General features: G+C 66.1%; 24 protein-coding genes. 11 read left to right on the top strand and 13 right to left on the bottom strand.

Translation table 11 applies throughout. From position 1 onward, the window contains the following. Positions 1–17 precede the first annotated feature (17 nt). Positions 18–671: an FG-GAP repeat domain-containing protein gene (locus AC0J5K_RS06450; RefSeq protein ID WP_274565257.1), complete on the bottom strand. Its 654-nt coding sequence runs from the start codon at positions 669–671 to the stop codon at positions 18–20. A gap of 131 nt (positions 672–802) precedes the next feature. Beyond that, positions 803–1126, bottom strand: a complete 324-nt coding sequence (locus AC0J5K_RS06445; protein ID WP_048532150.1) for a 2Fe-2S iron-sulfur cluster-binding protein — start codon at positions 1124–1126, stop codon at positions 803–805. A gap of 281 nt (positions 1127–1407) precedes the next feature. Here AC0J5K_RS06445 and AC0J5K_RS06440 point away from each other — a divergent pair, with 281 nt between their 5' ends. Beyond that, entirely contained in the window at positions 1408–1758 is a 351-nt protein-coding gene (locus AC0J5K_RS06440) for an OB-fold nucleic acid binding domain-containing protein (protein ID WP_274565280.1), read from the top strand. Positions 1759–1800: 42 nt separating this feature from the next. Beyond that, positions 1801–2349 (top strand): peptidoglycan-binding domain-containing protein, encoded by a 549-nt coding sequence (locus AC0J5K_RS06435; RefSeq protein ID WP_074838543.1) that lies wholly within the window; start codon positions 1801–1803, stop codon positions 2347–2349. A 63-nt stretch (positions 2350–2412) separates the two neighbouring features. Here the strand turns inward: AC0J5K_RS06435 and AC0J5K_RS06430 are convergent, their stop codons facing one another. From AC0J5K_RS06430 to rpiA, 6 genes are all read right to left on the bottom strand, one after another. Further along, positions 2413–3837 carry a DegQ family serine endoprotease gene (locus AC0J5K_RS06430; RefSeq protein WP_074838545.1) on the bottom strand — a complete coding sequence of 475 codons (1425 nt, stop codon included), beginning with the start codon at positions 3835–3837 and terminating at the stop codon, positions 2413–2415. 239 nt (positions 3838–4076) lie between these two features. Next, positions 4077–4274 carry a DUF2065 domain-containing protein gene (locus AC0J5K_RS06425; RefSeq protein ID WP_048532152.1) on the bottom strand — a complete coding sequence of 66 codons (198 nt, stop codon included), beginning with the start codon at positions 4272–4274 and terminating at the stop codon, positions 4077–4079. Then, positions 4271–5305: a protease modulator HflC gene (hflC, locus tag AC0J5K_RS06420; protein ID WP_274565258.1), complete on the bottom strand. Its 1035-nt coding sequence runs from the start codon at positions 5303–5305 to the stop codon at positions 4271–4273. The genes AC0J5K_RS06425 and hflC overlap by 4 nt, the downstream gene beginning before the upstream one ends. Then, positions 5305–6492: an FtsH protease activity modulator HflK gene (gene hflK, locus AC0J5K_RS06415; RefSeq protein WP_274565259.1), complete on the bottom strand. Its 1188-nt coding sequence runs from the start codon at positions 6490–6492 to the stop codon at positions 5305–5307. The genes hflC and hflK overlap by 1 nt, the downstream gene beginning before the upstream one ends. A 70-nt stretch (positions 6493–6562) precedes the next feature. Beyond that, the gene (gene gor, locus AC0J5K_RS06410; protein ID WP_048532155.1) at positions 6563–7921 is read right to left on the bottom strand and encodes a glutathione-disulfide reductase; all 1359 of its coding nucleotides are present in this window, start codon (positions 7919–7921) and stop codon (positions 6563–6565) included. A 10-nt stretch (positions 7922–7931) separates the two neighbouring features. Further along, the gene (gene rpiA, locus AC0J5K_RS06405; protein WP_074838549.1) at positions 7932–8732 is read right to left on the bottom strand and encodes a ribose-5-phosphate isomerase RpiA; all 801 of its coding nucleotides are present in this window, start codon (positions 8730–8732) and stop codon (positions 7932–7934) included. Between the two features lie 233 nt (positions 8733–8965). Here rpiA and AC0J5K_RS06400 point away from each other — a divergent pair, with 233 nt between their 5' ends. Beyond that, positions 8966–10339 (top strand): L-serine ammonia-lyase, encoded by a 1374-nt coding sequence (locus AC0J5K_RS06400; RefSeq protein WP_274565260.1) that lies wholly within the window; start codon positions 8966–8968, stop codon positions 10337–10339. A 57-nt stretch (positions 10340–10396) separates the two neighbouring features. Here the strand turns inward: AC0J5K_RS06400 and AC0J5K_RS06395 are convergent, their stop codons facing one another. After that, complete coding sequence (locus AC0J5K_RS06395) at positions 10397–12373, bottom strand: chemotaxis protein CheA (protein WP_274565261.1); 1977 nt, start codon at positions 12371–12373, stop codon at positions 10397–10399. Between the two features lie 138 nt (positions 12374–12511). On the opposite strand from AC0J5K_RS06395, the gene AC0J5K_RS06390 reads away from it, so the two are divergent. Then, positions 12512–13204: a thiamine diphosphokinase gene (locus AC0J5K_RS06390; protein ID WP_074838555.1), complete on the top strand. Its 693-nt coding sequence runs from the start codon at positions 12512–12514 to the stop codon at positions 13202–13204. On the opposite strand, the gene AC0J5K_RS06385 is transcribed toward AC0J5K_RS06390, so the two are convergent. The 3 genes from AC0J5K_RS06385 to AC0J5K_RS06375 all read right to left on the bottom strand — a co-directional run bounded on the left by AC0J5K_RS06385 (position 13155) and on the right by AC0J5K_RS06375 (position 15739). Further along, complete coding sequence (locus AC0J5K_RS06385; protein WP_274565262.1) at positions 13155–14084, bottom strand: DMT family transporter; 930 nt, start codon at positions 14082–14084, stop codon at positions 13155–13157. The genes AC0J5K_RS06390 and AC0J5K_RS06385 overlap by 50 nt on opposite strands. 106 nt (positions 14085–14190) lie before the next feature. Continuing rightward, positions 14191–14436, bottom strand: coding sequence for a DUF2842 domain-containing protein (locus AC0J5K_RS06380; protein ID WP_274565263.1), 246 nt, complete (start codon positions 14434–14436; stop codon positions 14191–14193). A gap of 7 nt (positions 14437–14443) precedes the next feature. After that, positions 14444–15739, bottom strand: a complete 1296-nt coding sequence (locus AC0J5K_RS06375; RefSeq protein WP_274565264.1) for an adenylosuccinate synthase — start codon at positions 15737–15739, stop codon at positions 14444–14446. A 189-nt stretch (positions 15740–15928) separates the two neighbouring features. Between AC0J5K_RS06375 and AC0J5K_RS06370 the strand changes: the two genes are divergently transcribed. The 3 genes from AC0J5K_RS06370 (at position 15929) to AC0J5K_RS06360 (ending at position 18824) form a co-directional block, all read left to right on the top strand. Then, the gene (locus tag AC0J5K_RS06370; RefSeq protein ID WP_074838565.1) at positions 15929–16324 is read left to right on the top strand and encodes a DUF6524 family protein; all 396 of its coding nucleotides are present in this window, start codon (positions 15929–15931) and stop codon (positions 16322–16324) included. Between the two features lie 302 nt (positions 16325–16626). Then, positions 16627–16989, top strand: coding sequence for a preprotein translocase subunit SecG (secG, locus tag AC0J5K_RS06365; protein WP_048532164.1), 363 nt, complete (start codon positions 16627–16629; stop codon positions 16987–16989). A gap of 191 nt (positions 16990–17180) precedes the next feature. Next, positions 17181–18824 carry a CTP synthase gene (locus tag AC0J5K_RS06360; RefSeq protein WP_074838568.1) on the top strand — a complete coding sequence of 548 codons (1644 nt, stop codon included), beginning with the start codon at positions 17181–17183 and terminating at the stop codon, positions 18822–18824. Between the two features lie 117 nt (positions 18825–18941). On the opposite strand, the gene AC0J5K_RS06355 is transcribed toward AC0J5K_RS06360, so the two are convergent. Continuing rightward, the gene (locus tag AC0J5K_RS06355) at positions 18942–20900 is read right to left on the bottom strand and encodes a bifunctional 2',3'-cyclic-nucleotide 2'-phosphodiesterase/3'-nucleotidase (RefSeq protein ID WP_074838570.1); all 1959 of its coding nucleotides are present in this window, start codon (positions 20898–20900) and stop codon (positions 18942–18944) included. 138 nt (positions 20901–21038) lie between these two features. On the opposite strand from AC0J5K_RS06355, the gene AC0J5K_RS06350 reads away from it, so the two are divergent. The 4 genes from AC0J5K_RS06350 (at position 21039) to AC0J5K_RS06335 (ending at position 23850) form a co-directional block, all read left to right on the top strand. Beyond that, positions 21039–21614, top strand: a complete 576-nt coding sequence (locus tag AC0J5K_RS06350; RefSeq protein ID WP_274565265.1) for a DUF6151 family protein — start codon at positions 21039–21041, stop codon at positions 21612–21614. A gap of 125 nt (positions 21615–21739) precedes the next feature. After that, a complete protein-coding gene (locus AC0J5K_RS06345; RefSeq protein WP_048532168.1) occupies positions 21740–22177 on the top strand; it encodes a tellurite resistance TerB family protein in 438 nt (145 codons plus the stop codon). 142 nt (positions 22178–22319) lie between these two features. Continuing rightward, positions 22320–23096 (top strand): ABC transporter ATP-binding protein, encoded by a 777-nt coding sequence (locus AC0J5K_RS06340; RefSeq protein ID WP_048532169.1) that lies wholly within the window; start codon positions 22320–22322, stop codon positions 23094–23096. Positions 23097–23121: 25 nt separating this feature from the next. Next, positions 23122–23850 (top strand): transporter substrate-binding domain-containing protein, encoded by a 729-nt coding sequence (locus tag AC0J5K_RS06335; protein WP_274565266.1) that lies wholly within the window; start codon positions 23122–23124, stop codon positions 23848–23850. The last annotated feature ends 19 nt before the right edge of the window (positions 23851–23869 follow it).

Below are 23869 nucleotides of genomic sequence, written 5' to 3'. Positions count from 1 at the left end.
GGAAGAGCCGGGCTGCGTCAGCGGGGTCGGTCGCAGCCCATGGCGGCGCCAAAGCTGTCGCGGCCCCGGTGGGGGCCGAGATCCCTGCGGGTAAGCGTGCCGTCGTTCAGAGTGACGGCGACCAGCCTGCGCCACTGCGCATCGGCGAGGATCATCTCGGGGCCCTGGCCGCAGTCGCGGATGCCGCCGGCAATGTCGGGCGCGCCGATCCGGTGGTTGCTGAGCCCTTGCAGCTGCGCCACCTCGCGCAGCCCGTCCCCGGCCTCATAGCGCCAGACCCGCAGCACACGCGCCAGATGCGGCCGGTCGACATAGGCGATTTCCATCCTGCCGTCGCCGTCGAGATCCGCGGCGCCCAGCGGCGCCAGCCAGCGGAAGCGCGTGCCGATGAAAGGTGTCGCGGCGCGGCGTTGCAAGGCGCCGTCGTCCAGCCCCCAGATCGCCAGCCGGGCGCCCCGGTCGCGGTGGCTTTCCACCACGATGACCTCGGGCGGGCCCTGCCCGTCAAGCTGCGCCAGCCGCGGCGCGACATCCTCGAAGACCAGGGCCTCGGGCAGGTCCACGCTGTGGCGGCTGCCGCCGCAGGTGACCTGCAAGCTGCCCCATTCCAGATCGTCGCCCAGCACGCCATGCGGATAGCGATCGGTCGGCGCGCCATAGCTGGCCTGCATCGGCCTCTCGCCACAGGGCGGCTCGTCCGGTGTTTGTGCCGCGGCAGCCCCGGCCAGCCACAGGGCTGCCGCCAGCCAAGCGCCGCGGGCGGGGCCGCGCCGGGGGCGCAGCGGGTGACGCGGCGCGCCGCTCAGATCTGTTTCTCCGGCATCTGGACGACCAGGCCGTCCAGGTCGTCGGAGACCTTGAGCTGACAGGTCAGCCGCGAGCGCTCGGGGTCGGGCTCGTAGGCGAAATCGAGCATGTCCTCTTCCATGGCATCCATCGGCGGCAGTTTTTCGGTCCAGGCCTTGTCGACATAGACGTGACAGGTGGAACAGGCGCAGGCGCCGCCGCAATCGGCCTCGATGCCGGGAATGTTGTTGTCGCGCGCGCCTTCCATCACGGTCAGCCCGGTGGCCACGTCGACCTCGTGCCGGGTGCCGTTGTGCTCGATATAGGTGATCTTCGCCATGCCTTGCCCTCTTTCGGAATCTCGCCTTGGTGTTAGCAAAGCCTCTTATGGTGTTTTATCCCCTTTTGCGACCCCGCCTCTTGCAACTTGCGGTGAGGTGTGAATGTTCTATATTCGTTCTCATGAAGATCCTGCGTGCTGCCCCCTCCGGCTCTGCTCTCTCCGACCCGGCGCGTCCGGTTCGCTCCGGGCCCTCCCACGGCGGTCCGGGCGCCTCCGGTCCGGGCGTCTCTGGCCGCGAGGACTGGCCCCGTCCGCCGGCCGCGCTTCAGGCCGCGCGGCTGGTCGAACCGCCGGAGGGCGCGCGGGTCACCGTGGCGGGGCTGGTGATCCTGCGGCAACGGCCCGGGACGGCCAAGGGGGTGATCTTTATCACGCTGGAGGATGAGACCGGGGTGGTCAATGTCATCGTCTGGCGCAAGCTCTACGAACGGTTTCGCCGGGCGGTGATCGCCGGCCGCCTGTTGCGCGTCACCGGCCGGGTGCAGCGCGAGGCCGGGGTGATCCATGTGATCGCCGAAGAGGTCGAGGACATCTCGGCCATGCTCGACAGTCTTCTCGATGTCACAGATCCCGGCGAAGGTGCCGCCCCGCCATCCGTCCCGCTTTCCGCCCCGGGCCAAAGCCGCTAACCTGCCCCAAAGCCCCCGGCAGAGGGCAAGAGGCAGAAGCAGATGATCCACCGCACCGCATCCCGCAGGGCCTGCGTCGCGCCGCTTGGTGTGGCGCTTTGTCTTGCCCTGGCCAGTTGCGCTCCGCCCCCCGATCCCCCCACCCGCTTTGCCTTTACCGCGCTGGAGCGGGCCCGGGTGCCCGCCCCCGCGGGAGCGCGGCCCGGCAGTTGCTGGGCCCGCGACGTGACGCCGGCCGTACTCGAGACGCGCACCGCGCAGGTGCTGGAACAGCCCGCCATCCTCAATGCCGACGGCTCGCTGCTGGCGCCGGCAATCTATGCCACCGAGATTCAGCAGGAGATCGTCACCCCGCGCCGGGAATATGTCTTCGAGACGCTCTGCGCCGAGGAGATCACGCCGGAATTCGTCGCTTCGCTGCAACGCGCGCTTCAGGTGCGCGGCAAATACGATGGCGCGATCTCGGGCGAGATCAACCCCGCCACCGAGGCCGCGCTGCGGCTTTATCAGCGGGCGCAGGGGGTCGAAACGGCGCTGCTGACGATCGAGACCGCCCGCGAGCTGGGGCTGGCGGCGGTCGAGCTGGGCTGAGCCACAAACAAAAAGGGGGCGCCCCGCAGGACGCCCCCTTTCGGTCTCACGCAACGTGCGAGATCATTCTTCCAGACCAAGCGCCACAAAGCGCGGGTCACCGGCGCGCCGCACCAGCAGCAGCAGCGACTTGCGACCGGCCTCGCGGGCGGCCTCGATCTGCTCTTCCAGGGCGGCGATCTCGGTCACCTTCTGCTGGCCGGCTTCGGTGATGACGTCACCGGCGCGCAGGCCCTTTTCATAGGCTTCCGACATCTCGTCGACATCGGTCACCACCAGCCCCTCGGCGCTGGCCGGCAGCTCGAGCTGTCCGCGCAGCTCGTCGTTCATCGGCGAGACGGTGAGGCCGAGAATCTCGGCCTCTGCCGGGGCGGTCTCTTCCAGCGGCTGCGAGGCCGGCACCGCGGTGCCTTCGGCCTCTTCGCGGCGGCCCAGGGTCACCTTCAGCGTCTGGGTCTTGCCCTCGCGATTGACGACCACCAGAACCGACTTGCCGACGGTGGTGTTGCCCACCTGCCGGACCAGCGAACGGGTGTCGCTCACGTCGCGGCCATCGAACTTGACGATCACGTCCCCGGCTTCCATGCCGGCTTCCATCGCCGGGCCTTCGGGAACATCAGTCACCAGCGCGCCGGAGGTGGTCTCGAGCCCCATGGCCTCGGCCACGTCCTCTGTCACGTCCTGGATGCGCACGCCAAGCCAGCCACGGCGGGTCTCGCCGTATTCCTTGAGCTGGTCGACGACCTTGGTCACCACGTTCGACGCCATCGAAAAGCCGATGCCGATCGAGCCGCCATTGGGCGAAAGGATCGCGGTGTTCACGCCGATCACATTGCCGTCCATGTCGAACAGCGGGCCGCCCGAGTTGCCGCGATTGATCGCGGCGTCGGTCTGGATGTAATCGTCATAGGTGCCCGACAGCGCGCGGTTGCGGGCCGAGACGATGCCGGCCGAGACCGAAAAGCCCTGACCCAGCGGGTTGCCCATGGCCATCACCCAGTCACCGACACGGGCGGTGTCGCTGTCGCCAAAGCTGACGAAGGGCAGCGCCGCATCGGCCTCGACCTTGAGCAGCGCGATGTCGGTCTTGGGATCGGTGCCGATCACTTCGGCCGGCAGCTCCCGGCCGCCGAAGAACTCGATCAGGATCTCGTCCGCGCCGTCAATCACGTGGTTGTTGGTGACCACGAAGCCGTCTTCAGAGATCACGAAGCCCGAACCCAGCGCCGAGGACCGGCGCGGCCGGTCGCCCTGCCCCTGACCATTGCGGTCCTGGAACTCGCGAAAGAAATCCTCGAAGGGCGAACCTTCGGGAACGATGCCCTGCGGGCCGGTGCGGCCGGCGACGGTGGTCGTGGTGGTGATGTTGACCACGGCCGGGCTGATGCTTTCGGCCAGATCGGCAAAGCTGTCAGGTGCGCCGCGCGCCGCGGCAGCCAGCGCCTGGGTCAGCACGAACATCACCGAGATGCCCAGCATCCACAGCATGCGCAGACGCGCGGGATGCGTCTGGTGCTCTGCTCGGGCAATTGCATTGAATTGGGGTCTCAATTGAAGAACTCCTCCTGTTTGACCGCACGCCGCGGTCACTGCCTGAATAACCAGTGCCAATGTAGGTACTCAAAAGCCACAAACAAAGGAACTCTCGCGCCTTCAACCACCTGTGATTTGATCGTGAAGAAAGTAACACATCCGCAACCGGCCCACGATCACATCCGCGGCAGACCTCATCCGCCCAGCGTCTTGGCGATCCAGACCATCAGCACGCCGAGCACCAGTGCCAGCAGGCCGAGGTTGCGGCGCTGGGTCTCCGGCAGGGCGCGCAACGCTTCCAGCAGCTGCTCCACAAGCGAAGGGGCCAGCGCATAGGCCAGCCCCTCCACGATCAAGACCAGCCCGAGGGCCAGAAATGCGGTTTCGATCATTGCGTCACGGCCGCGTCGCCGCTGTCGTCGACCGGTGCCTCGGGGGCGGGGGTCGTTTCGGGCGCCGGCGCGTCGGCGGGCGCCGCTTCGGATGCCTCCTCGGCCGGGACCTCAGCCGCGGGGGCCGCGGCCGTATCGCGCCGCCGGTCGGCCTGCGCCCCGGTGTCGGATTTCAGATAGTTGAAGAAATCGCTGTCGGGCGACAGGACCAGCGTCGAATTGCCTTCCTGCAAGGCACGCTGATAGGCGGTAAGCGACCGGTAGAACTCGAAGAACTCCGGGTCTTCGCCAAAGGCCGCGGCAAAGATGCCGTTCCGACGGGCGTCGGCCTCACCGCGGATGATCTCGGCCTGGCGGGCCGCATCCGAGGTCAGCTCGACCACGGTCCGGTCTGCCTGGGCGCGCACCCTCTGTGCCGCCTCGTTACCGCGGGCGCGTTCGTCTGTCGCTTCCCGTTCACGCTCGGCGCGCATCCGCGCAAAGGTCGCATCGAGGTTTTCCGCCGGCAGGTCGGTGCGCTTGAGCCGCACATCGAGCAGGTCGAGGCCCAGCTCGCGGGCATCCTCCAGCGCGCCATTGCGGATCCGCAGCATCAGCGCGGCCCGGTCGGAGCTCAGGATATCATTGGACGAGACCGAACCGAGGATTTCCCGGGTCTGCGACCGCAGGATCGAGTCGAGCCGTTGCCCGGCCACCTCGATCGCCAGGTCGCCGCCGGCACCGGTGGCTTCGCGGAACTGGTTCACATCGGCGATCCGGTAGCGCGCGAAGGCATCGACCACCAGGCGGCGATCATCCAGCGGCGTCACTTCGAGCGGATCGACATCGCGGCTCAGGATACGGTCGTCATAGCGCACCACGTCCTGGATCAGCGGCAGCTTGAAGTTCAGCCCCGGCTCTTCCTTGACCGCGACCACGCGGCCGAATTGCAGCACCAGCGCCTTTTCGCGTTCGTCGACGATGAACACCGCCGACAGGGCCACCATCAGGGCGACCACGGCGACGGGCAGAAGATAGGTGGTTCTCCGCATCAGTTGGACCCTCCGGTATTGGTGGTGGCGGTGTTGCGGCGCAGTTCATTGAGCGGGAGATAGGGGACAACGCCCTGCCGGCCGCCGGCGCCGTTTTCGTCGAGGATGATCTTGTCGACCCGGCCCAGCACCTGCTCCATGGTTTCGAGATAGAGGCGGCGGCGGGTGACTTCCGGCGCCTTTTCGTATTCCTGCAAGACGGCAGAGAAGCGGCTGGCTTCACCTTCGGCCTCGTTCACCACCTGGGCGCGATAGCCTTCGGCCTGCTCGAGAAGCTGCGCGGCTTCACCCCGCGCCTCGGCGAGAACCCGGTTGGCGTAGGCGTCGGCGACGTTTTGCAGACGGTCCCGCTCCTGCTCGGCGGCCTGAACATCGCGGAAGGCCGCGATGACCGGCGTCGGCGGGTCGGCCTTGTCAAAGTTGACACGGACGATGTTGACGCCGCTGTCATAGCTGTCGAGCGTCGACTGGATCAGATCCTGAAGCCGCGCGGCGATCACGCCCCGGTCGCGGTTGAGGATCGGCGCCAGATCGGATTGCGCAATGATCTCGCGCATGGCCGATTCCGACACCGCCCGGATGGTCGGCTGCGGCTGGCGCAGGTTGAACAGGAATTTCGCCGGATCGTTGATGTTCCAGACCACCTGGAAATCGATGTCGACGATATTCTCGTCCCCGGTCAGCATCAGGCCGGCATCGCTGCCACGGCCGCCGACGCCGATGTCTTCGGTCTGTTCTCGGGTCACCGGAATGACCTCGGCGGTGACCAGAGGCCAGGGCGCAAAGTTCAGACCGGGGCTGCCGGTGCTGGAGTAATCGCCGAGAAACAGCTCGACCGATTGTTCCTCGGGCTTGACGGTATAAAAGCTCGCCATCGCCCAGAGGATCACCGCGCCGACAATGCCGAGGCCGATGGTGCCCCGGGTCAGCATCGGGCCATTGCCCCGGCCGCCACCCCCGCCGCCGCCGTTCTGACGGCCATCGCCGCCGCGTCCGCCCATGAGCACACGAAGCTGCTCCTGGCCTTTCTTCATCAATTCGTCGATCTCGGGGATCTGTGGGTTCTCGCCGTCGCCGGGGCGACGTCCGCCGCCCCTCTTGCCACCGCCGGAGCCGCGCCTGTCGTCGCCCGATCCACCCGAGCCGCCAGAGCCACCGCCCCAGGGTCCGCCAGAATTGCCTGCCATTTCCGCTCTTCCCTTCAGGTTCGCTTCATCTCTTGTCCTCTCCCTAAAATCGGGGAGCGGACGGTCATAATCAACCCGTACGTACCGGAGTCCGCATGGTCACGATCTCTTCGGACATGGTCGGATGCACCGCCACGGTCCGGTCGAAATCCTCTTTGGTCGCCCCCATCTTCACGGCGATGCCGGCCAGCTGGATCATCTCGCCGGCCTGCGGCGCCACGATGTGGCAGCCCAGAACCTTGCGGCTCTCCTGGCTGACCACGAGCTTCATCATCACCCGGTCGGACTTGCCGATAAAGGCGGTGTGCATCGGCCGGAACGAAGTGCAATAGACCTCGATCGGCTCGCGCTCGCGCGCCGCCTCTTCGCTCAGGCCCACGGTGCCCATCTCGGGCTGGGTGAAGATCGCGCTGGGGATCATCTCGTGATCGACCGGCGTCGGATTGCCCTTGAACACGGTCTCGACAAAGGCCATGCCCTCGCGGATCGCCACCGGGGTGAGGTTGACCCGGTTGGTCACGTCGCCGATGGCATAGACCGAGGGCACCGCCGTCTGGCTGTATTCATCCACCTCGATCTGGCCGCCGCGGCCCAGCTTCACGCCGATTTCCTCGAGGCCCAGATCCTTGGAATTGGGCGCCCGGCCGGTCGCGAACATCACCTGATCGACGGTGTATTCCTGGCCGTTGGTGGCCTTGACCCAGATGCCGTCGTCGACCTTCTTCATCTCGAGCACATTGGTGCCGAGGTGCAGATCGACACCGTTCTGAATCATCTCTTCCGAGACCAGCCCGCGCGCCTCTTCGTCGAAGCCCCGCAGGATCTGCGCGCCGCGATAGAATTGCGTGGTCTTCACGCCCAAGCCATTCATGATGCAGGCAAATTCACAGGCGATATAGCCACCGCCGACGATCAGCATGCGTTCCGGCAACACGTCGAGATGGAAGATCTCGTTCGAGGTGATCGCCAGCTCCGCGCCGGGGATATCCGGCCGCACCGGCCAGCCGCCGGTGGCAACAAGGATATGTTTGGCGGTCTTTGTCTCGCCGGTCGAAAGCTCCACCGTATGCGGATCGGAGATCCGGGCGCGGGCGTCGAATGTCTCGACACCGTTGTTGGCCAGGATCTTGCGATAGACCCCTTCCAGCCGGTCAAGTTCGGACTCCAGGGTGCCGCGAAACTTTGGCCAATCGAAGCCGCCTGCCATCATCGTCCAGCCGTAGTCCTGCGCCTCCTTGGCCGAGACGCCGTAACCCGAGGCAAAGACCATCAGCTTTTTCGGCACGCAGCCGCGTTGCACGCAGGTGCCGCCATAGCGGTCTTCCTCGGCCAGAGCGACCTTGGCGCCGGCTTCACCCGCCGCAACCCGTGCAGCGCGGACGCCACCGGAGCCGCCACCGATGACAAACAGGTCGTAGTCAAATTCCATGAAGGATCCCTTAATCGCGTTTCCAGTCGCCGAGGTCGGCGAACATGTTCTCGTTTTCCACGAAATCGAGGCGTTCATTCTCGGTTTCGCCGGTGTTGATGTCGCGCAACTCGATGCGGCCGTCGCCGAAACCCACAATCACCGTATCGCAGATATCCACGAAAAGCCCGTTTTCAACAACGCCGGGGATCTGATTGAGCACCAGCGACAATTGCCGCGGGTCGCCGATCCGGCCGAGATGCAGGTCGAGGATGTGGTTGCCCTCATCGGTAACATATGGCGCGTCGCCCGTCATCCGCAGCGTCGAATTGCGGCCCATCACATCCATCGACACCAGCATTTCCTCGATCAGCGCCTGGGTCGTCGGCCAGCCGAAGGGGATCACCTCGACCGGCAGCGGAAAGGCCCCCAGGTGCTCGACCCGCTTGGCAGCATCGGCGATCACCACCATCTGATCCGAGGCCGTGGCGACGATCTTTTCCTGCAACAGCGCGCCGCCGCCGCCCTTGATCAGGTTGAAGTTGCCGTCGAATTCATCGGCGCCATCGATGGTGACATCGAGCCAGCGCGCCTCGTCGAGACTGATGACGGTGATCCCCACCTCGCGAGCCAGCTCGGCGGTGCGGGTCGAGGTCGGCACGCCGCGAAACCGCAGCCCCTCCTCGCGCACCCGTTCGCCCAGGCAGCGCACCAGCCAGGCGGCGGTGGAGCCGGTTCCCAGGCCGACACGCATGCCATCCTCGACGAGGTCGGATGCACGTTTGGCGGCCACGAACTTGGCCTTGTCAATTGGCGACAATTCTCCGGACATTGTGAGCGACTCCCTCAAGCTTCGCGGAGTTATAGGAAATCGCCGGTGGGGTTGCGAGACCGTTTCGGCACGCATTTTCCCGGATTCGCGCAGTTTTGCGTGATCTTCGGGGCGTTTGCGCTGCTCCCACGGCCGCAAAGCCGCGCAAGACGTCGCTTTCCGCCCTTGGAATCTCTGAGCCGGGCTGTACCACTCGTCCCGAACCCGCCAACCCGCGCAAGGGAGAGCTTTTGATGTTTCTGTCGGTTTTCGAGATGTTCAAGGTCGGCATCGGCCCGTCCTCGTCGCACACCATGGGCCCCATGGTCGCCGCCGCGCGTTTCCTCAAGACGATGCGCGGCTCTCCGTTTGAGTTCAAAGGCTTACAGGCGACTCTTCACGGGTCTCTCGCCTTTACCGGCGTCGGTCATGCGACCGACCGCGCCACCATCCTCGGCCTGGCCGGCTTTACCCCTGAAAGCTATGATGCCGCCCGCGCAGAGGCCGAGTTTGCCCGTATCCAGAGTGAAAAAACCATTTGCCCGGAGGGACTCGGAACGCTTTCTTTTGATCCCAAGAACGATCTGGTGTTCGATTTCGGCCCCAATCTTCCCGGCCATGCCAACGGCATGGTCCTGCGCGCGCGCGACGCCCAAGGCGACGTGATCCTGTCGGAAACCTATTATTCCATTGGCGGCGGCTTTGTGGTGACCGAGGCCGAACTGGCCGAAGGCCGCGACAAGGACGATGGGCCGCCGGTGCCCTACCCCTTTAAGAGCGCCTCGGAAATGCTTGAAATGGCGGCGTCTTCCGGCAAATCCATCGCCGATATGAAGCGCGCCAACGAGGTGTCGCGCGGCGGGCACGACCGGCTGGAGAAGGGCCTCGACCGGATTTGGCAGGTGATGAACGACTGCATCGATCGCGGCCTCGAAAGCGGCGGCACCCTGCCGGGCGGGCTCAACGTCCGGCGGCGGGCGCAGAATATCCACGAGGCGCTGCTGGCCGAGCGCGGCCGCAACCTCTCGGCGCCACATACGATCAACGACTGGATGAGCGCCTATGCCATGGCGGTCAACGAAGAGAATGCCGCCGGAAATCAGGTGGTGACCGCGCCCACCAATGGCGCGGCGGGGGTGGTGCCGGCGGTGATCCGTTACTGGCTCGACCATGTGCCGGGCGCCACGCGCGCAGGCGTGCCGGATTTCCTGCTCACCGCCTCGGCGATTGGCGGGCTGGTGAAATACAATGCCTCGATTTCCGGCGCCGAAGCCGGCTGCCAGGCCGAGGTCGGCTCGGCCGCCGCCATGGCCGCCGCCGGGCTTTGCGCGGCGATGAAGGGCACGCCGGAACAGATTGAGAATGCAGCGGAAATCGCGTTGGAGCATCATCTGGGAATGACCTGCGATCCGGTCAAGGGGCTGGTGCAGGTGCCCTGTATCGAGCGCAACGGGCTGGGTGCGATCAAGGCGGTCTCCGCCGCAAGTCTCGCGCTGCGCGGCGACGGAGACCATTTCGTGCCGCTCGATGCGGTGATCGAGACGATGCGCCAGACCGGGGCCGACATGCACGAAAAGTACAAGGAAACGTCGCTCGGCGGGCTGGCGGTCAACGTGCCAAACTGTTGATACAAAAGCAAAAGGCCGGAGCGCTTGCCCCGGCCTTTTGTACGATATCCGCGAGCCTTATCCGGCGGCGCGATCCTTGGGGCGGAAGCCGATGCTGTCCGAGGCGGCAAAGCGCCCGCCCTGCACCTTTTCGATCTTGCCATCCCGCAGAAGCTGGCCAAAGCTGCGCAGCCGGTCCTCGCGGCTGGTGTCGCCGGTGTCGACCTGGCGCACCTTGGTCATCAGCTGCGGGCGCGAGAACTCGTCGCGGCCCTCGACAAAGGACATATAGGCGGCGGCCGCTTCCAGCAGCTCGGGAAGACGGTTGGCGCCCACCTCTTCGGCAAAGCTGGCGAAACCGCCGGCGCTGTCGTCGTCATCGCGTTCCAGCGGCATCGACACACGGCGCGGACGCACGGTCTGGGCCACGGCGCCGGGTGCCGGCAGCTCGGTTTCCGGCAGGTCGACGCGCTGTTCGGCCACCAGCTTGAGCGGCGCGACGCGCGGCAGCTCGGGATCGGGCTCGGCCGAGGCGGTGCGGCGCGGGCGGACAGCGGCGGCAAGGTCGTCGCGATAGGCGCCACGCGGATCGCTTTCGTCATGACGGCTCTCGCTGCTGCGATCGGCGCGGGTGGCGGCGACGGCGGCGCGCAGATGCGCGATGGCATTGCGGCGCGAGCGGCCTTCGGGCTCTTGCAACTGCTCGTCGGTGGCCGCCAACAGGCGCGACACGTCGCCCTCTTCCTCGGCAAAATTCTCGCGGCGGTCGCGGCGCGACATGGCGCGCACCGCGCGCTGGGTGTCTTCGACCACGTCGGAAACTTCAAGCGCGCCGGCCCCGGCCGCAGGTGCCTCGGCCTCGGGCGTGCCGATTTCGGCCTCCACCTCGGCCAGCTCCCGCATCAGCTCGGCCTCGTCATCCTGCGACAGGCTGCTCGGCGGCGTTTCAACGGCGCGGCGCTTGACCTTGACCACCCGGACCGGGCGGCGCGGGGCCACACGGCGCGGCGCGACCGGCGCGGGCTCGGGCTCGGCTTCCGGCGCGGGCGCAGGCTCGGCTTCCGGCGCGGTTTCGGGTTCGGCGGCGGCGGTAACCTCTGGTTCCGCCTCGGCTTCCGGCGCCGCGGCATCCCCGTCCATCTCTTCGGCCGGTTCGATTTCGGGTTTGGCGGGCACCAGGTCCGCAATGCCGTCAAGCGTGACTTCGGTCACCGCCACGTCCTGCATCTCGGGGGCGTCGGTCAGCCGGTCCTCGGCGTCGCCGGAGGCCAGGGTCGACATGACATTTCCGATCACCGGGTCGACCATGGTCTCGGGCGCGGCTTCGGCGCTCTCGGTCGCGGGCACGGCTTCGGTTTCGGGGGCCGCCGGCGCGGCCGCCGGGGAACTGGCAGAGACGACGGCGCGGATGCGGGCCAGCTTGTCGGCAATCGATTCCGGCATGCGATCGGGCTTGGCGGCGGCGACGGCGGAATCGTCGACCGCTTCGGTCTTCGGTGGCTCTGCCGGGACGTCGCTGACCGCTTCCACCGTTTCCGGCGCGGCCTCTTGCACCGGGGCAGCCTCGGGCGTGATCCCTGTCTCGACTTCCGGCTCGGCGTGAACCTCGAGCGCGGCGGACATAGTCTCGAGTTCGTCGTCGAGCCCGGCGTCGCTCACCGCTTCGGTCACGGCGGCGGGGGCCGGCTCCGACGGGGCGGCGGGCGCTGCGATTTCGGCTTTGGCGGCTGCGGGCTGTTCCGGCGCGGGTCTCTGTGGCGCGGCCTGCTGCGGCGCGGTTTCGGCCTCGGCGGCAGCGGCCAGCGAGGGGCGCAGCACGATGCCGTCATCCTCGAACCGGGCCTCAACGCGGCGCGAAATTTCCTTTTCCGCGATCCGGGCCAGCATTTCGGCGTCTGGTGTGGGCGGCTCCGCCCCGAAATACCGGTCATCCGACGCGAGGTCGCGGAAGTATTCTGCAATTGCCTTCATGGTCTCGAAGGATTCGTCGAACCCTTCCAACGTGCACGAGAATGTGCCGTAAGAGACGGTCAGGATTTTATTTGTCTGTACCATCGTGTGCTCGCCTTCCAAATACCTGCAAGCTCATGTTTATCATGATGGTCCCGGCCAAAGCGGCCCGAATCTGTGCAAGTGAGGGTATCATTTCGTGACCAGATTGTGACCTTTCTCCCGGAATACGGCTAAAAAGCCATGAATCACCCCATCATTACTGCCGAAGCGCCGATCCTGCTTGTCGGTGGCGGAGAGTTCCGCCACGCCGACCTGACGCTGGCGCAAACCTGGGCCGGACGCGCGGTGGCGGCCGACAGCGGGGCGCTGGTGCTGCTGCGCCACGGGGTGACCCCCGAGGCGGTGATCGGCGATTTCGATTCGCTTCCGGCCGAGACCCGCGCCGCGCTCTCGCCCGACACCCTGCATCACATCGCCGAACAGGACAGCACCGATTTCGACAAGTGCCTGCGCAATATCGAGGCGCCGCTAATCCTCGGGCTGGGGTTTCTGGGCGCGCGGGTGGATCATCAGCTCTCGGTCTTCAACCGGCTGGCGGCGCGGGCCGACCGGCCCTGCATCCTGATCGGACGCGAGGACGTGGTATTTCACGCCCCGCCCCGGCTGGCGCTCGATCTGGCGGCCGGCACCCGGGTCTCGCTGTTTCCGTTGCGGCCGGTGACCGGCCAAAGCACCGGGTTGCGCTGGCCGATCCATGGCATAGATTTCACCCCCGGCGGCCGGGTCGGCACCTCGAACGAAGCGCTGGCCGACGAGGTCACCCTGGAAATGGACGGCCCCGGTATGCTGGTGATCCTGCCGCGGGATTGTCTTGACGCGGCGGTCAGGGCTGTTCTAGCGGCGGGGTCCGCGCCATCGACCGTTCGCGCATGACGATATAGAGACCGGCCGCCATGGTCACCGCGATGCCGAACAGAGCGAGGCCATTGGGCAGATCGGCAAAGATCAGCCAGCCGTAGAACATCGCCACCGGGATCTCGAGATATTGCATGGGCGCGACTGTGGCCGAGGGCGCGTACCGCAGGCTCCAGGTCATCAGCAGATGCGCCACGGTGCCGGTGATGCCGACGGCGGCAAGCAGCAGGATCTCGGTCTGATCGAGCGCCACGTAATGCAGGCCGGCGCTTGCGCGTTCGGCCAGGACCGAGAGCGGGACAAGCACCAGCGAGGCCATGACGCCATTGATCGCCTGCATCGAGATCGGATCGGTCTCGCGCGCGATCTGGCGGGTGACCAGCATGAAAAAGGCAAAGATCACGGCGACGGCAAGCGGCAGCAGCGCCGGCCAGCCGACATCGGCAAAGGTCGGCTGCACCACCATCAAGGTGCCGACAAATCCGACCGCACAGGCCCAGGCGCGCCGGGCGCCGATCTCTTCGCCCAGCACGTAATGGCCCAGAAGCAGCATCAGGAACGGCATGACATAGGCAATCGCCATGGCCTCGGCCAGCGGCAGATAGCGCAGCGCGGCAAAGACCGTCGCAATTCCGGCGATATGCAGGAAGGCCCGGAGCCAGGCCAGCCAGAACACCCGCCGCGACATGTACCACGACCGGCCGGTCATGCCGACCAGCACCGCCAGCACCACCGCCTGAATGACGAAGCGGATGGTGAGGATTTCCAGCAGCGGCACCGTCTCGCCCAGAAGCTTGACGATGGCGTCGCCCAGCGGCGCCAGCAGGCAGAAGCCCAGCATCAGCAGTATGCCGAGAAAGGGGTTGTCCTGAGCCAGAATGTCGGGCGCGCGCGTCATGGTGGAACGCTAGACCAAAGGCTCGCGCAGCGCCAATGCTGACGCAAGGGAAATTTCGCGGCCTGCCCCGTCATCAGCGGCCGCCACCCCGGGCCGAGGCCCGAGATCAGGTTTCGGGGCCGCCGTCGGCGTCGGGATCCTCCTGACCGACGCCGCGAAAGACAAAGCGGAACGGCAGCGCCCAGAGGACGCCGAGCAGGATATAGACCAGCAGTTCCACCAGGATCGACGGGCGGCTCAGCATGTTCGCGATGCTGACCGCCGCAACGACATAGGCCGGCAGTCCGACCAGCAGGATCACCAGCGACCAGCGCCGCCGGGCCTTGTAGCTCAATCCCTTGCCGAGACCCATGACGCCCTCAATCCGCGAAAGGATCGGTGACGAGGATGGTGTCCTCACGCTCCGGCGAAGTCGAGAGCAGCGCCACCGGACATTGGATCAACTCCTCGACCCGGCGCACGTATTTGATCGCATTGGCCGGCAGCTCGGCCCAGCTGCGCGCGCCCTCGGTGCTTTCCGTCCAGCCGGGCATTTCCTCATAGATCGGCGTGCACCGCGCCTGCTGGTCGGCGGCGGTGGGCAGATAGTCGAGCGTTTCGCCGTCAAGCTCGTAGCCGGTGCAGATCTTGAGCGTCTCGAAGCCGTCGAGCACGTCGAGCTTGGTCAGCGAGATGCCGGTGACGCCCGAGGTGGCGCAGGTCTGGCGCACCAGCGCGGCGTCGAACCAGCCGCAGCGGCGCTTGCGGCCGGTGGTGGTGCCGAATTCGTGGCCACGCTCGCCGAGGCGCTGGCCGTCGGCGTCATCCAGCTCGGTCGGGAACGGGCCTTCGCCGACGCGGGTGGTATAGGCCTTGACGATGCCCAGCACGTAATCGATCGAGCCGGGGCCAATGCCCACGCCGGTGGCCGCCTGCCCGGCGATCACGTTCGACGAGGTGACAAAGGGATAGGTGCCGAAATCGATGTCGAGCAGCGCGCCCTGTGCGCCTTCGAAGAGGATGCGTTTGCCGGCCTTGCGCTTTTCGTTCATCACCTTCCAGACCGGGGCGGCATATTCGAGGATCTTCGGCGCCACCTCTTGCAGCAGCGCGATCAACCCGTCGCGGTCGATCGCCTCGACCCCCAGCCCCTTGCGCAGCGGGTCGTGGTGCTGGAGCGCACGGTCGACGCGGGCCTCGAGCGTCGCCGGATCGGCCAGATCGGCGACCCGGATGGCGCGGCGGCCGACCTTGTCCTCGTAGCAGGGGCCGATGCCACGGCCGGTGGTGCCGATCTTGGTGCCCTTGGAGGCGGCCTCTTCGCGCGCCCGGTCAAGCTCGCCGTGGTAGGGCAGGATCAGCGGCGTGTTCTCGGCGATCATCAGCGTTTCGGGGGAGATCTCCACGCCCTGGGCGCGGATCGTCTCGATCTCTTTCAGCAGGTTCCAGGGGTCGAGCACCACGCCGTTGCCGATCACCGACAGCTTGCCGCCGCGCACCACGCCCGAGGGCAGCGCATGCAGCTTGTAGACCTTGCCGTCGATGACGAGGGTGTGGCCCGCGTTGTGGCCGCCCTGAAAGCGCGCGATCACATCGGCGCGTTCACTGAGCCAGTCCACGATCTTGCCCTTACCTTCGTCGCCCCATTGTGCGCCGACCACGACAACATTGGCCATGTCACATCCTTCTCTATGGTGCCAAACCCGCGCCGATATAGCCGTTGCCGCGCGGGGGCGAAACCGCGAAATTGACCTCGCCGCCGGCGCGGGGCGGAATTTGCCGCCGCTGGACATGAGCCGGCAATCGGCTAGATGTGGAGCGCGTTTCGGCAGAACCGGAAACGCGTGTCACCAAAAGAGGCCGCCATGGGTTTTCTCGTTCGCTGGGTCTTTGCCTTCCTTCTGGTTGCCGCCACCTTCAATCCGACCGCCTTCAGCTATCTCGGCTGGGCGTTGCGCGCCTGGGACAGCCAGTTGCCGCTGGTCCTGCTGCTGGGGCTGCTGCTGCTGGTCGGCTGGATCGTCTACCTGCGCGCCACCCTGCGCTCGATCGGCGCCTTCGGCATGATGCTGATTGCCGCCATCGTCGCCGCCCTGCTCTGGGTGCTGCATGATTTCGGGGTGCTGACGCTGGACAACCAGGCGCTCAACACCTGGCTGGGGATCCTGGCGCTTTCGACGGTGCTGGGAATCGGGCTGAGCTGGTCGATCCTGCGGCGGCGGCTTTCCGGCCAGGCGGATGTGGATGACGTCGACGTCTGAATTCCCGGTTAGGGACTTTTGGCTGTCGGCGGGCTGTCGCGGGAATGGGGGGCTCTGCCCCCGGCCTGCGGCCTCCCCCGAGGGTATTTTCAGCAAGAGGAAGAGCGGTGCGGGGCGCTTTGTTCGCGCGCCGTGGTGTATGCGGCCGGGGGGCTGGGCGGGGTGAGCGCGTCTTTGGGGATTGGGCCGGGGGTGGTTTCCGGGCGGACGGCGGCGGGGCTGCGGACTGTTGCCGGGTTGCGGGTTGCGCGTGCGGATCTTTCCGCCTACATACCCCGGCAACACGATACCCGCGAGGCCCCATGGAAAACGTCGTCCTGATCATCCACCTGCTGTTGGCGCTGGCGCTGATTGGCGTTGTGCTCATGCAACGCTCGGAAGGCGGCGGCCTTGGCATGGGTGGCGGCGGCGGCGCCGTGGCGGGACGGTCGGCGGCAACCGCGCTGGGCAAGGTGACCTGGGTGCTGGCCGTGGCCTTTATCGTGACCTCGATCACCCTGACCATCATCGCCGCGCAGAACTCCGCCGGCAGCTCGGTCATCGACCGCCTGACCCCACCAGCCGCCAGCGAAGGCGACGGCCCTGCGACCCCCGCCCTGCCCGGCGACGAGCTTCTGCCGCCCGGCCAGGACGAGAACGCGCCGCTGGTGCCGCGGGCTGACTGACGGGCCTGACCGCGCCGGAATTTCGGGGCTCTACAATCCATTGAGATTTCGTGGCTGACCGCAACAGTATCTTGCGGTCGGCTTGTCAAATCCACGCGAATCCTGTAACGATGGACTCCCGTGGTACTGCGAAAATTTGGCCTCTGGCCGCGCGGTTCAAACGACGTTCGACTACGGGAGTTTCCTTCAGCATGGCGCGCTTTATCTTCATCACCGGCGGTGTTGTGTCTTCGCTTGGCAAGGGGCTGGCCTCGGCCGCGCTCGGCGCCCTGTTGCAGGCCCGCGGCTTCTCCGTCCGGCTGCGCAAGCTCGACCCCTATCTGAACGTCGATCCCGGCACCATGAGCCCTTTTGAACACGGCGAAGTCTTTGTCACCGACGATGGCGCCGAGACCGATCTCGACCTCGGGCACTACGAGCGGTTCACCGGGGTGGCGGCGCGCAAGACCGACTCGGTCTCTTCGGGGCGGATCTATTCCAATGTGCTGGAGAAGGAGCGCCGCGGCGATTACCTCGGCAAGACCATCCAGGTCATTCCGCACGTCACCAACGAGATCAAGGATTTCATCTCGATCGGCGAGGACGAGGTGGATTTCATGCTCTGCGAGATCGGCGGCACCGTCGGCGATATCGAGGGGCTGCCCTTCTTCGAGGCGATCCGCCAGTTTTCCCAAGACAAGCCGCGAGGGCAATGCATCTTCATGCATCTGACACTGCTGCCCTATATCGCCGCGTCGGGCGAGCTGAAGACCAAGCCGACGCAGCACTCGGTCAAGGAGCTGCGGTCGATCGGCATTGCCCCCGACATCCTGGTCTGCCGCTCCGAGGGGCCGATCCCGGCCAAGGAACGCGAGAAACTGGCGCTGTTCTGTAACGTGCGTCCCGAGGCGGTGATTGCCGCCCAGGATCTCTCGACGATCTATGACGCGCCGCTGACCTATCACCGCGAGGGGCTGGATCAGGCGGTGCTCGATGCCTTCCAGATCTCGCCCGCGCCCAAACCCGAGCTGAGCAAATGGGAAGACGTCAGCGACCGCATCCATCACGCCGAGGGCGAAGTGCGGGTTGCCATCGTCGGCAAATACACCCAGCTCGAGGATGCCTATAAATCCATCGCCGAGGCGCTGACCCATGGCGGCATTGCCAATCGGGTCAAGGTCAAGGTGGAATGGGTGGATGCCGAGCTCTTCGATCGCGAGGATCCGGCGGTACATCTGCAAGGCTATCACGCGATCCTGGTGCCCGGCGGCTTTGGCGAGCGCGGCACCGAAGGCAAGATCAAGGCGGCGCAATTCGCCCGCGAGCACAAGGTGCCCTATCTCGGCATCTGCCTCGGCATGCAGATGGCGGTGATCGAGGCGGCGCGCAATGTCGCCGGCGTCTCCGGCGCGGGCTCGGAGGAATTCGACCACGAGGCCGGCAAGAAACGCTTCGAGCCGGTGGTCTATCACCTCAAGGAGTGGGTTCAGGGCAATGCCAAGGTCTCGCGCTCGGCCGATGACGACAAGGGCGGCACCATGCGGCTGGGCGCCTATGACGCGGCGCTGGCCGAAGGGTCGAAGGTGGCGCAGGTCTATGGCTCCCAGGCGATCGACGAGCGGCACCGGCACCGCTACGAGGTCGACATCAAGTACAAGGACAAGCTCGAGGAACACGGGCTGGTGTTCTCCGGGATGAGCCCGGACGGGCGGCTGCCCGAGATCGTCGAATGGCAGGATCACCCCTGGTTCATCGGCGTGCAATTCCACCCGGAGCTGAAATCGAAACCCTTTGAGCCGCATCCGCTGTTCAAGGATTTCGTGCGGGCGGCGAAAGAGATCTCGCGACTGGTGTGAGGCGCGAGACGGTCCGCAGCACCGCGCCCCGGACCTGATCCGGGGCCGTCCGGTCGCCAGCCGCAGGCGAAAGGTCCCGGCGCTGAGGCCGGGACGGGAGGTTGGAGCGCGACGCGCCTAGAGCGAAATGCGGAACCGCGCGAAGCCACTGTCGGATTGGCCCGCCTCTTCGATCGTCACCCCCGGCACGCCGTCGGCATATTGCGCGCCCGCCGGGCCGGTCTCGAAGATCACCGTGGTGCCCTCCATCGGCGCGAAGGACCAGTTGCCATCGGCGCGGGGGCTGACGGTGCCCTTCTCGACTATATACCGCACAATCACGTCGCGGTTGGTGTCGGGCCCCTCGAAAACAGTGGTCTCGGGCGAGGCGCCGGGGAAGGAGCCGCCGCCGCCGGCACGGTAGTTGTTCGAGGCGATGATGAACTCCTGCGCCGGGTCGATCGGTTCGCCATTGTAGGCGAGGTTCACGATACGGCTGGCCTCGGGGTTGATCAACTCGCCCTTGGGCCCGAACTTCGACGGCTGGCTGAGGTCGATCTGATAGGTCACCCCGTCCATCACGTCGAAATTGTAGCTCGGGAACTCCGGGTTCAAGAGCGTGGCATCCTCGGCCCCCGGTTCGATCTGGTTGAACATGCCGGCCGAGCGCTCGAGCCAGTCCTTGACCTCGGCCCCGGTCACCTTCACCGCGCGCACGGTATTGGGATAGAGATAGAGGTCGGAAACGTTCTTGATCGCCACGTCGCCCACGGCGACATCGGTGTAATACTCCGGCCCGCCCCGGCCACCGGCCTTGAAAGGTGCCGCGGCCGAGAGGATCGGCAGGCCCTCGTATTCGGTGCCCTGCATCATCTGCTCGATATACCAGGTCTGGGCGTTCGACACGATCTGCACCGAGGGGTCATCCGCCACCAGAGCGAAATAGCTGTGCAGCGGCGCATCGGTCTTGCCCACGGCGCGGCGCACATAGGCCAGAGTCTCCTGATGCTCCTGTTCGGCGGCGGCCAGCACCTTGTCGACGCTTTCGACCGTCGGAGTGATCGAACGGTCCTCGCCCCGGGTGTAGATCGGCCGCGCCTCGGCGGTGTGCGAGAGCACCCGCCAGCCGCTGCCGTCGCGCTCGATCATCAGGTCGATCAGCCCCATGTGCGAGCCCCAGAACCCGCCCATCACGGCCGGCTTGCCCATGATCGTGCCCTGTTCGACATCGAGACCGGCGAATTCGGCATAGGTCGAAGACGGGAAGACCAGGTGGCTGTGGCCGGTGAGGATGGCGTCGATGCCGTCGACCGCGGCCAGCGGTACTGACGCATTTTCCATGCCGTCGGTATGATCCGCCCCGCCGATGCCGGAATGCGACAGCGCTACAACCAGATCGCAGCCGGCCTCGCGCATCTGCGGCACATAGGCCCGGGCGGTTTCGACGATGTCGCGGGCCATGACGTTGCCTTCGAGGTGGCGACGGTCCCAGTTCATCACCTGCGGCGGGACAAAGCCGATCAGCCCGAGCTTGATCTGATGGCTTTCGCCGGCGCCGTCGGTGACGCTGTGATCGAGGATGACATAGGGCGGCAGAAGGGTCTCATCCTCGGTCGGGCTGGCGCCCAGAGACTTGGCGATATTGGCGCAGACCACCGGGAACTTGGCCCCGGCGAGGGATTTCTCGAGGAAGGACAGCCCGTAGTTGAATTCGTGATTGCCCAGCGTCGAGGCATCGAACCCCAGCGCATTCATTGCGGCGATCACCGGATGCATGTCGCCCTCTTTCATGCCGCGCTCATAGGCGATGTAATCGCCCATCGGGTTGCCTTGCAGGAAATCGCCATTGTCGATCAACAGCGCATTGGTCGCCTCGGCGCGAACATCGTCGATCAATGCGGCGGTGCGGGCCAGGCCGACCGTATCGATCGGACGGTCGGCGTAATAATCATAGGGAAAGACGTGCACATGCAGGTCTGTGGTTTCCATGATGCGCAGATGTGCCTGATTGGCGGCAGCGCGGAGAGAGAACGGGTGCAGCGCGACGAATCCGGCTGTGCCAGCCAAAAAGCCGCGGCGGGACAAGGACATAGACATGAGAACTCCCCAACTTTCGGTTATTTTGACACACAGGTGCCGTGTGAATGCTACACCTCCGGATCGATTCCGCGAAGGAAAGCTGTCGGTTGACGTGGCGACTTGCGGCGCGCCGGAGGCGCGGCTAGCCTCGCCGCCATGAACGCCCGTTTTGCCTGCACCTGCGGTGCCACTGAATGGCACGTCAGCGCGCCCCGGCGGGGGACGCGACTGATCTGTTATTGCGCCGACTGCCAGAGCTTTCCGCGCCACCTCGGCGCCGATATCCTGAACGAGGCCGGCGGCACCGATCTGCTTCAGGTGGCGCCATCACAGGTGACGTTCACGCGCGGGATCGGCAATCTCGGCCTGCTCCGGCTCTCGCCACAGGGGTTGTCGCGCTGGCACACCACCTGTTGCGGCACGCCGGTGGCCAATACGCTGAAATCGGCCAAACTGCCCTTTGTCTCGCTGAGTTGCGCGGCGCACCAGGGCGAGGACAAGCTGCTGGGGCCGGTGCGGGCCCATGCCAACACCGTCTGGGCCAGCGGGCCCGGCGCACCGCGCAAGGACCGGGGGCTGGGCCGGATGGTGCTGGCCTTTGGCCAGCGGCTCCTGGCCGAGCGCCTGTCGGGACGCTGGCAACAGACGCCGTTCTTTGCGCCGCCCGACTGGGCGCCGGTGGCGGAACCGCAGATCCTGAGCGAGCAGGCGCGTCTCAGGGCGCGCGCCTGAGCGGCACACCGGGCCACGGCGCGGCGCATAAGCCTTGGCCCGCGCCCCCGCCAAGGCGCCGGCCATCCCTCGAACCCTCGGCCGAAGTGCTTGGCCCTCCCCCGGCTTGCGCCTATATCTCCCCCATGTTCGCAGATTTCCTCAGACGGCTGACCCAGCCAGAGCCCGCCCAGTTGCCCGACCAAGACGCCCGCCTCGCGCTGACTGCGCTTCTGGTGCGGGTGGCGCGGTCGGACGAAACCTATGACGATGACGAACGCACCCTGATCGACAAGATTGCCGCCAGCCGTTTCGGCCTCTCGCCCTTCGAGGCCAGCGCCCTGCGGCGCGAAGCCGAACAGCTCGAATCCGAGGCCCCCGACACCGTGCGCTTTACCCGCGCGATCAAGGATGCGGTGCCTTTCGAGGCCCGCCTCGGGGTGATCGAGGCGCTCTGGCAGGTGGTGCTGGCCGATGGCACCCGCGACGAGGCCGAAGATGCGCTGTTGCGCATGGTGGCGCCGATGCTGGGCATCAGCGATGTCGACAGCGCCATGGCCCGCCAGCGCGTCACACGGGAGTGACGCGGGGGGCAAGGGCCCTCCGATTTGGCCTGCCGTGACGGCAAGTCCGGCGGAATCCGGGCATTTCCGCCGTTTTGCAAGTTGCAAGGCCGCAAAATTACTGCCCTATTACAGGGAACCTTCACACACAGAAAAGCGTCACGTGCCAGACCAGCCCCCCGTCATCGAGATCCGCGACCTTCACAAGAGCTACGGCCAGCTCGAAGTGCTCAAGGGCGTATCGATCACGGCGCACCGGGGCGAGGTGATCTCGCTGATCGGCTCGTCCGGTTCGGGCAAATCGACGCTTTTGCGCTGCGCCAACCTGCTCGAAGACAGCCAGCAGGGCGAGATCCTGTTCAAGGGCGAGCCGGTGAGCTGGAAAGGCAGCGGGCTGGCGCGCCGGCCGGCCGATGCCAAACAGGTGCTGCGCATCCGCACCAACCTGTCGATGGTGTTCCAGCAGTTCAATCTCTGGGCCCATATGACCATCCTGCAAAACGTGATGGAAGCACCGGTCACCGTGCTGGGCCGCGACCGGGCCGACGTCGAGGAACGGGCGCGCCACTACCTCGACAAGGTCGGCATCGGCGACAAATGCGCGGCCTATCCGGCACAGCTTTCCGGCGGCCAGCAGCAGCGCGCGGCGATTGCCCGCGGGCTCTGCATGGAGCCCGAGGCGCTGCTCTTCGACGAGCCGACCTCGGCGTTGGACCCGGAGCTCGAGCAGGAGGTTGTGCGGGTGATCAAGGATCTGGCCACCGAAGGCCGGACCATGCTGATCGTGACCCATGACATGAAGATGGCCCATGACGTGAGCGACCACGTGGTTTTTCTTCACCAGGGTCTGATCGAAGAAGAAGGTGCGCCCGGACCGCTGTTCGACGCGCCCAAATCCGAGCGGCTGCGGGGCTTTCTGTCCTCGACCAAAGCCGCCTGAACCACCAACCAAGGGAGCAACAGACATGAAACTTTTCCTGACCGGCACCGCCGCTCTGGCCCTGACCGCCAGCCTCGCCATGGCCGCAAGCCATTCCGGGACCGTGCGGCTCGGCACCGAAGGCGCCTATCCTCCGTTCAACTTCCTCAATGATGCCGGCGAGGTCGACGGCTTCGAACGCGAGGTCGGTGACGAACTCTGCGCCCGCGCCGAGCTGACCTGTGAATGGGTCACCAACGAATGGGATTCGATCATCCCGAACCTGGTCTCGGGCAACTACGATGCCATCATCGCCGGCATGTCGATCACCGACGAGCGCGAGGAAGTCATCGACTTCACCCAGAACTACACCCAGCCCGACCCCTCGTCCTATCTCGGCATGGCCGGCACCGAGATCGATCCGGCCGGCGCGGTGATCGCGGCGCAGGCCGGCACCATCCAGGCGGCGCATATCGCCGAGATCGGCGCCACCCTGCTGGAATTCGCCAACCCGGAAGAAACCATCGGCGCGGTGCGCGATGGCGAGGCGGATGCGGTTCTGGCCGACAAATCCTTCCTGACGCCTTATGCCGAAGAAAGCGCCGAGCTTGATTTCGTGGCCGAGGATATCCTGCTGGGCGGCGGCATCGGCATGGGCTTCCGCGAAAGCGACGCCGAGCTGCGCGCCAAGTTCGATGCGGCGATCCAGTCGATGAAGGAAGATGGCTCGCTCAATGCCCTGATCGAGAAATGGGACGTCGGCGAAATCTTCTGATCCCGCGGGCGGGCTGACA

The sequence above is a fragment of the Marinovum sp. E3 genome (genome assembly GCF_055755275.1).
Note: the sequence above shows the minus strand (reverse complement) of the source record. Positions and strands in the feature narration are given on the sequence as shown.

Excerpts from the sequence above, each read along its gene's own strand:
- AC0J5K_RS06450 (WP_274565257.1), bottom strand. The coding sequence starts at position 671 with ATGCAGGCCAGCTATGGCGCGCCGACCGATCGCTATCCGCATGGCGTG.
- AC0J5K_RS06445 (WP_048532150.1), bottom strand. The coding sequence starts at position 1,126 with ATGGCGAAGATCACCTATATCGAGCACAACGGCACCCGGCACGAGGTC.
- AC0J5K_RS06435 (WP_074838543.1), top strand. The coding sequence starts at position 1,801 with ATGATCCACCGCACCGCATCCCGCAGGGCCTGCGTCGCGCCGCTTGGT.
- AC0J5K_RS06430 (WP_074838545.1), bottom strand. The coding sequence starts at position 3,837 with ATGCTGTGGATGCTGGGCATCTCGGTGATGTTCGTGCTGACCCAGGCG.
- AC0J5K_RS06425 (WP_048532152.1), bottom strand. The coding sequence starts at position 4,274 with ATGATCGAAACCGCATTTCTGGCCCTCGGGCTGGTCTTGATCGTGGAG.
- hflC (WP_274565258.1), bottom strand. The coding sequence starts at position 5,305 with ATGCGGAGAACCACCTATCTTCTGCCCGTCGCCGTGGTCGCCCTGATG.
- hflK (WP_274565259.1), bottom strand. The coding sequence starts at position 6,492 with ATGGCAGGCAATTCTGGCGGACCCTGGGGCGGTGGCTCTGGCGGCTCG.
- gor (WP_048532155.1), bottom strand. The coding sequence starts at position 7,921 with ATGGAATTTGACTACGACCTGTTTGTCATCGGTGGCGGCTCCGGTGGC.
- rpiA (WP_074838549.1), bottom strand. The coding sequence starts at position 8,732 with ATGTCCGGAGAATTGTCGCCAATTGACAAGGCCAAGTTCGTGGCCGCC.
- AC0J5K_RS06400 (WP_274565260.1), top strand. The coding sequence starts at position 8,966 with ATGTTTCTGTCGGTTTTCGAGATGTTCAAGGTCGGCATCGGCCCGTCC.
- AC0J5K_RS06395 (WP_274565261.1), bottom strand. The coding sequence starts at position 12,373 with ATGGTACAGACAAATAAAATCCTGACCGTCTCTTACGGCACATTCTCG.
- AC0J5K_RS06390 (WP_074838555.1), top strand. The coding sequence starts at position 12,512 with ATGAATCACCCCATCATTACTGCCGAAGCGCCGATCCTGCTTGTCGGT.
- AC0J5K_RS06385 (WP_274565262.1), bottom strand. The coding sequence starts at position 14,084 with ATGACGCGCGCGCCCGACATTCTGGCTCAGGACAACCCCTTTCTCGGC.
- AC0J5K_RS06380 (WP_274565263.1), bottom strand. The coding sequence starts at position 14,436 with ATGGGTCTCGGCAAGGGATTGAGCTACAAGGCCCGGCGGCGCTGGTCG.
- AC0J5K_RS06375 (WP_274565264.1), bottom strand. The coding sequence starts at position 15,739 with ATGGCCAATGTTGTCGTGGTCGGCGCACAATGGGGCGACGAAGGTAAG.
- AC0J5K_RS06370 (WP_074838565.1), top strand. The coding sequence starts at position 15,929 with ATGGGTTTTCTCGTTCGCTGGGTCTTTGCCTTCCTTCTGGTTGCCGCC.
- secG (WP_048532164.1), top strand. The coding sequence starts at position 16,627 with ATGGAAAACGTCGTCCTGATCATCCACCTGCTGTTGGCGCTGGCGCTG.
- AC0J5K_RS06360 (WP_074838568.1), top strand. The coding sequence starts at position 17,181 with ATGGCGCGCTTTATCTTCATCACCGGCGGTGTTGTGTCTTCGCTTGGC.
- AC0J5K_RS06355 (WP_074838570.1), bottom strand. The coding sequence starts at position 20,900 with ATGTCTATGTCCTTGTCCCGCCGCGGCTTTTTGGCTGGCACAGCCGGA.
- AC0J5K_RS06350 (WP_274565265.1), top strand. The coding sequence starts at position 21,039 with ATGAACGCCCGTTTTGCCTGCACCTGCGGTGCCACTGAATGGCACGTC.
- AC0J5K_RS06345 (WP_048532168.1), top strand. The coding sequence starts at position 21,740 with ATGTTCGCAGATTTCCTCAGACGGCTGACCCAGCCAGAGCCCGCCCAG.
- AC0J5K_RS06335 (WP_274565266.1), top strand. The coding sequence starts at position 23,122 with ATGAAACTTTTCCTGACCGGCACCGCCGCTCTGGCCCTGACCGCCAGC.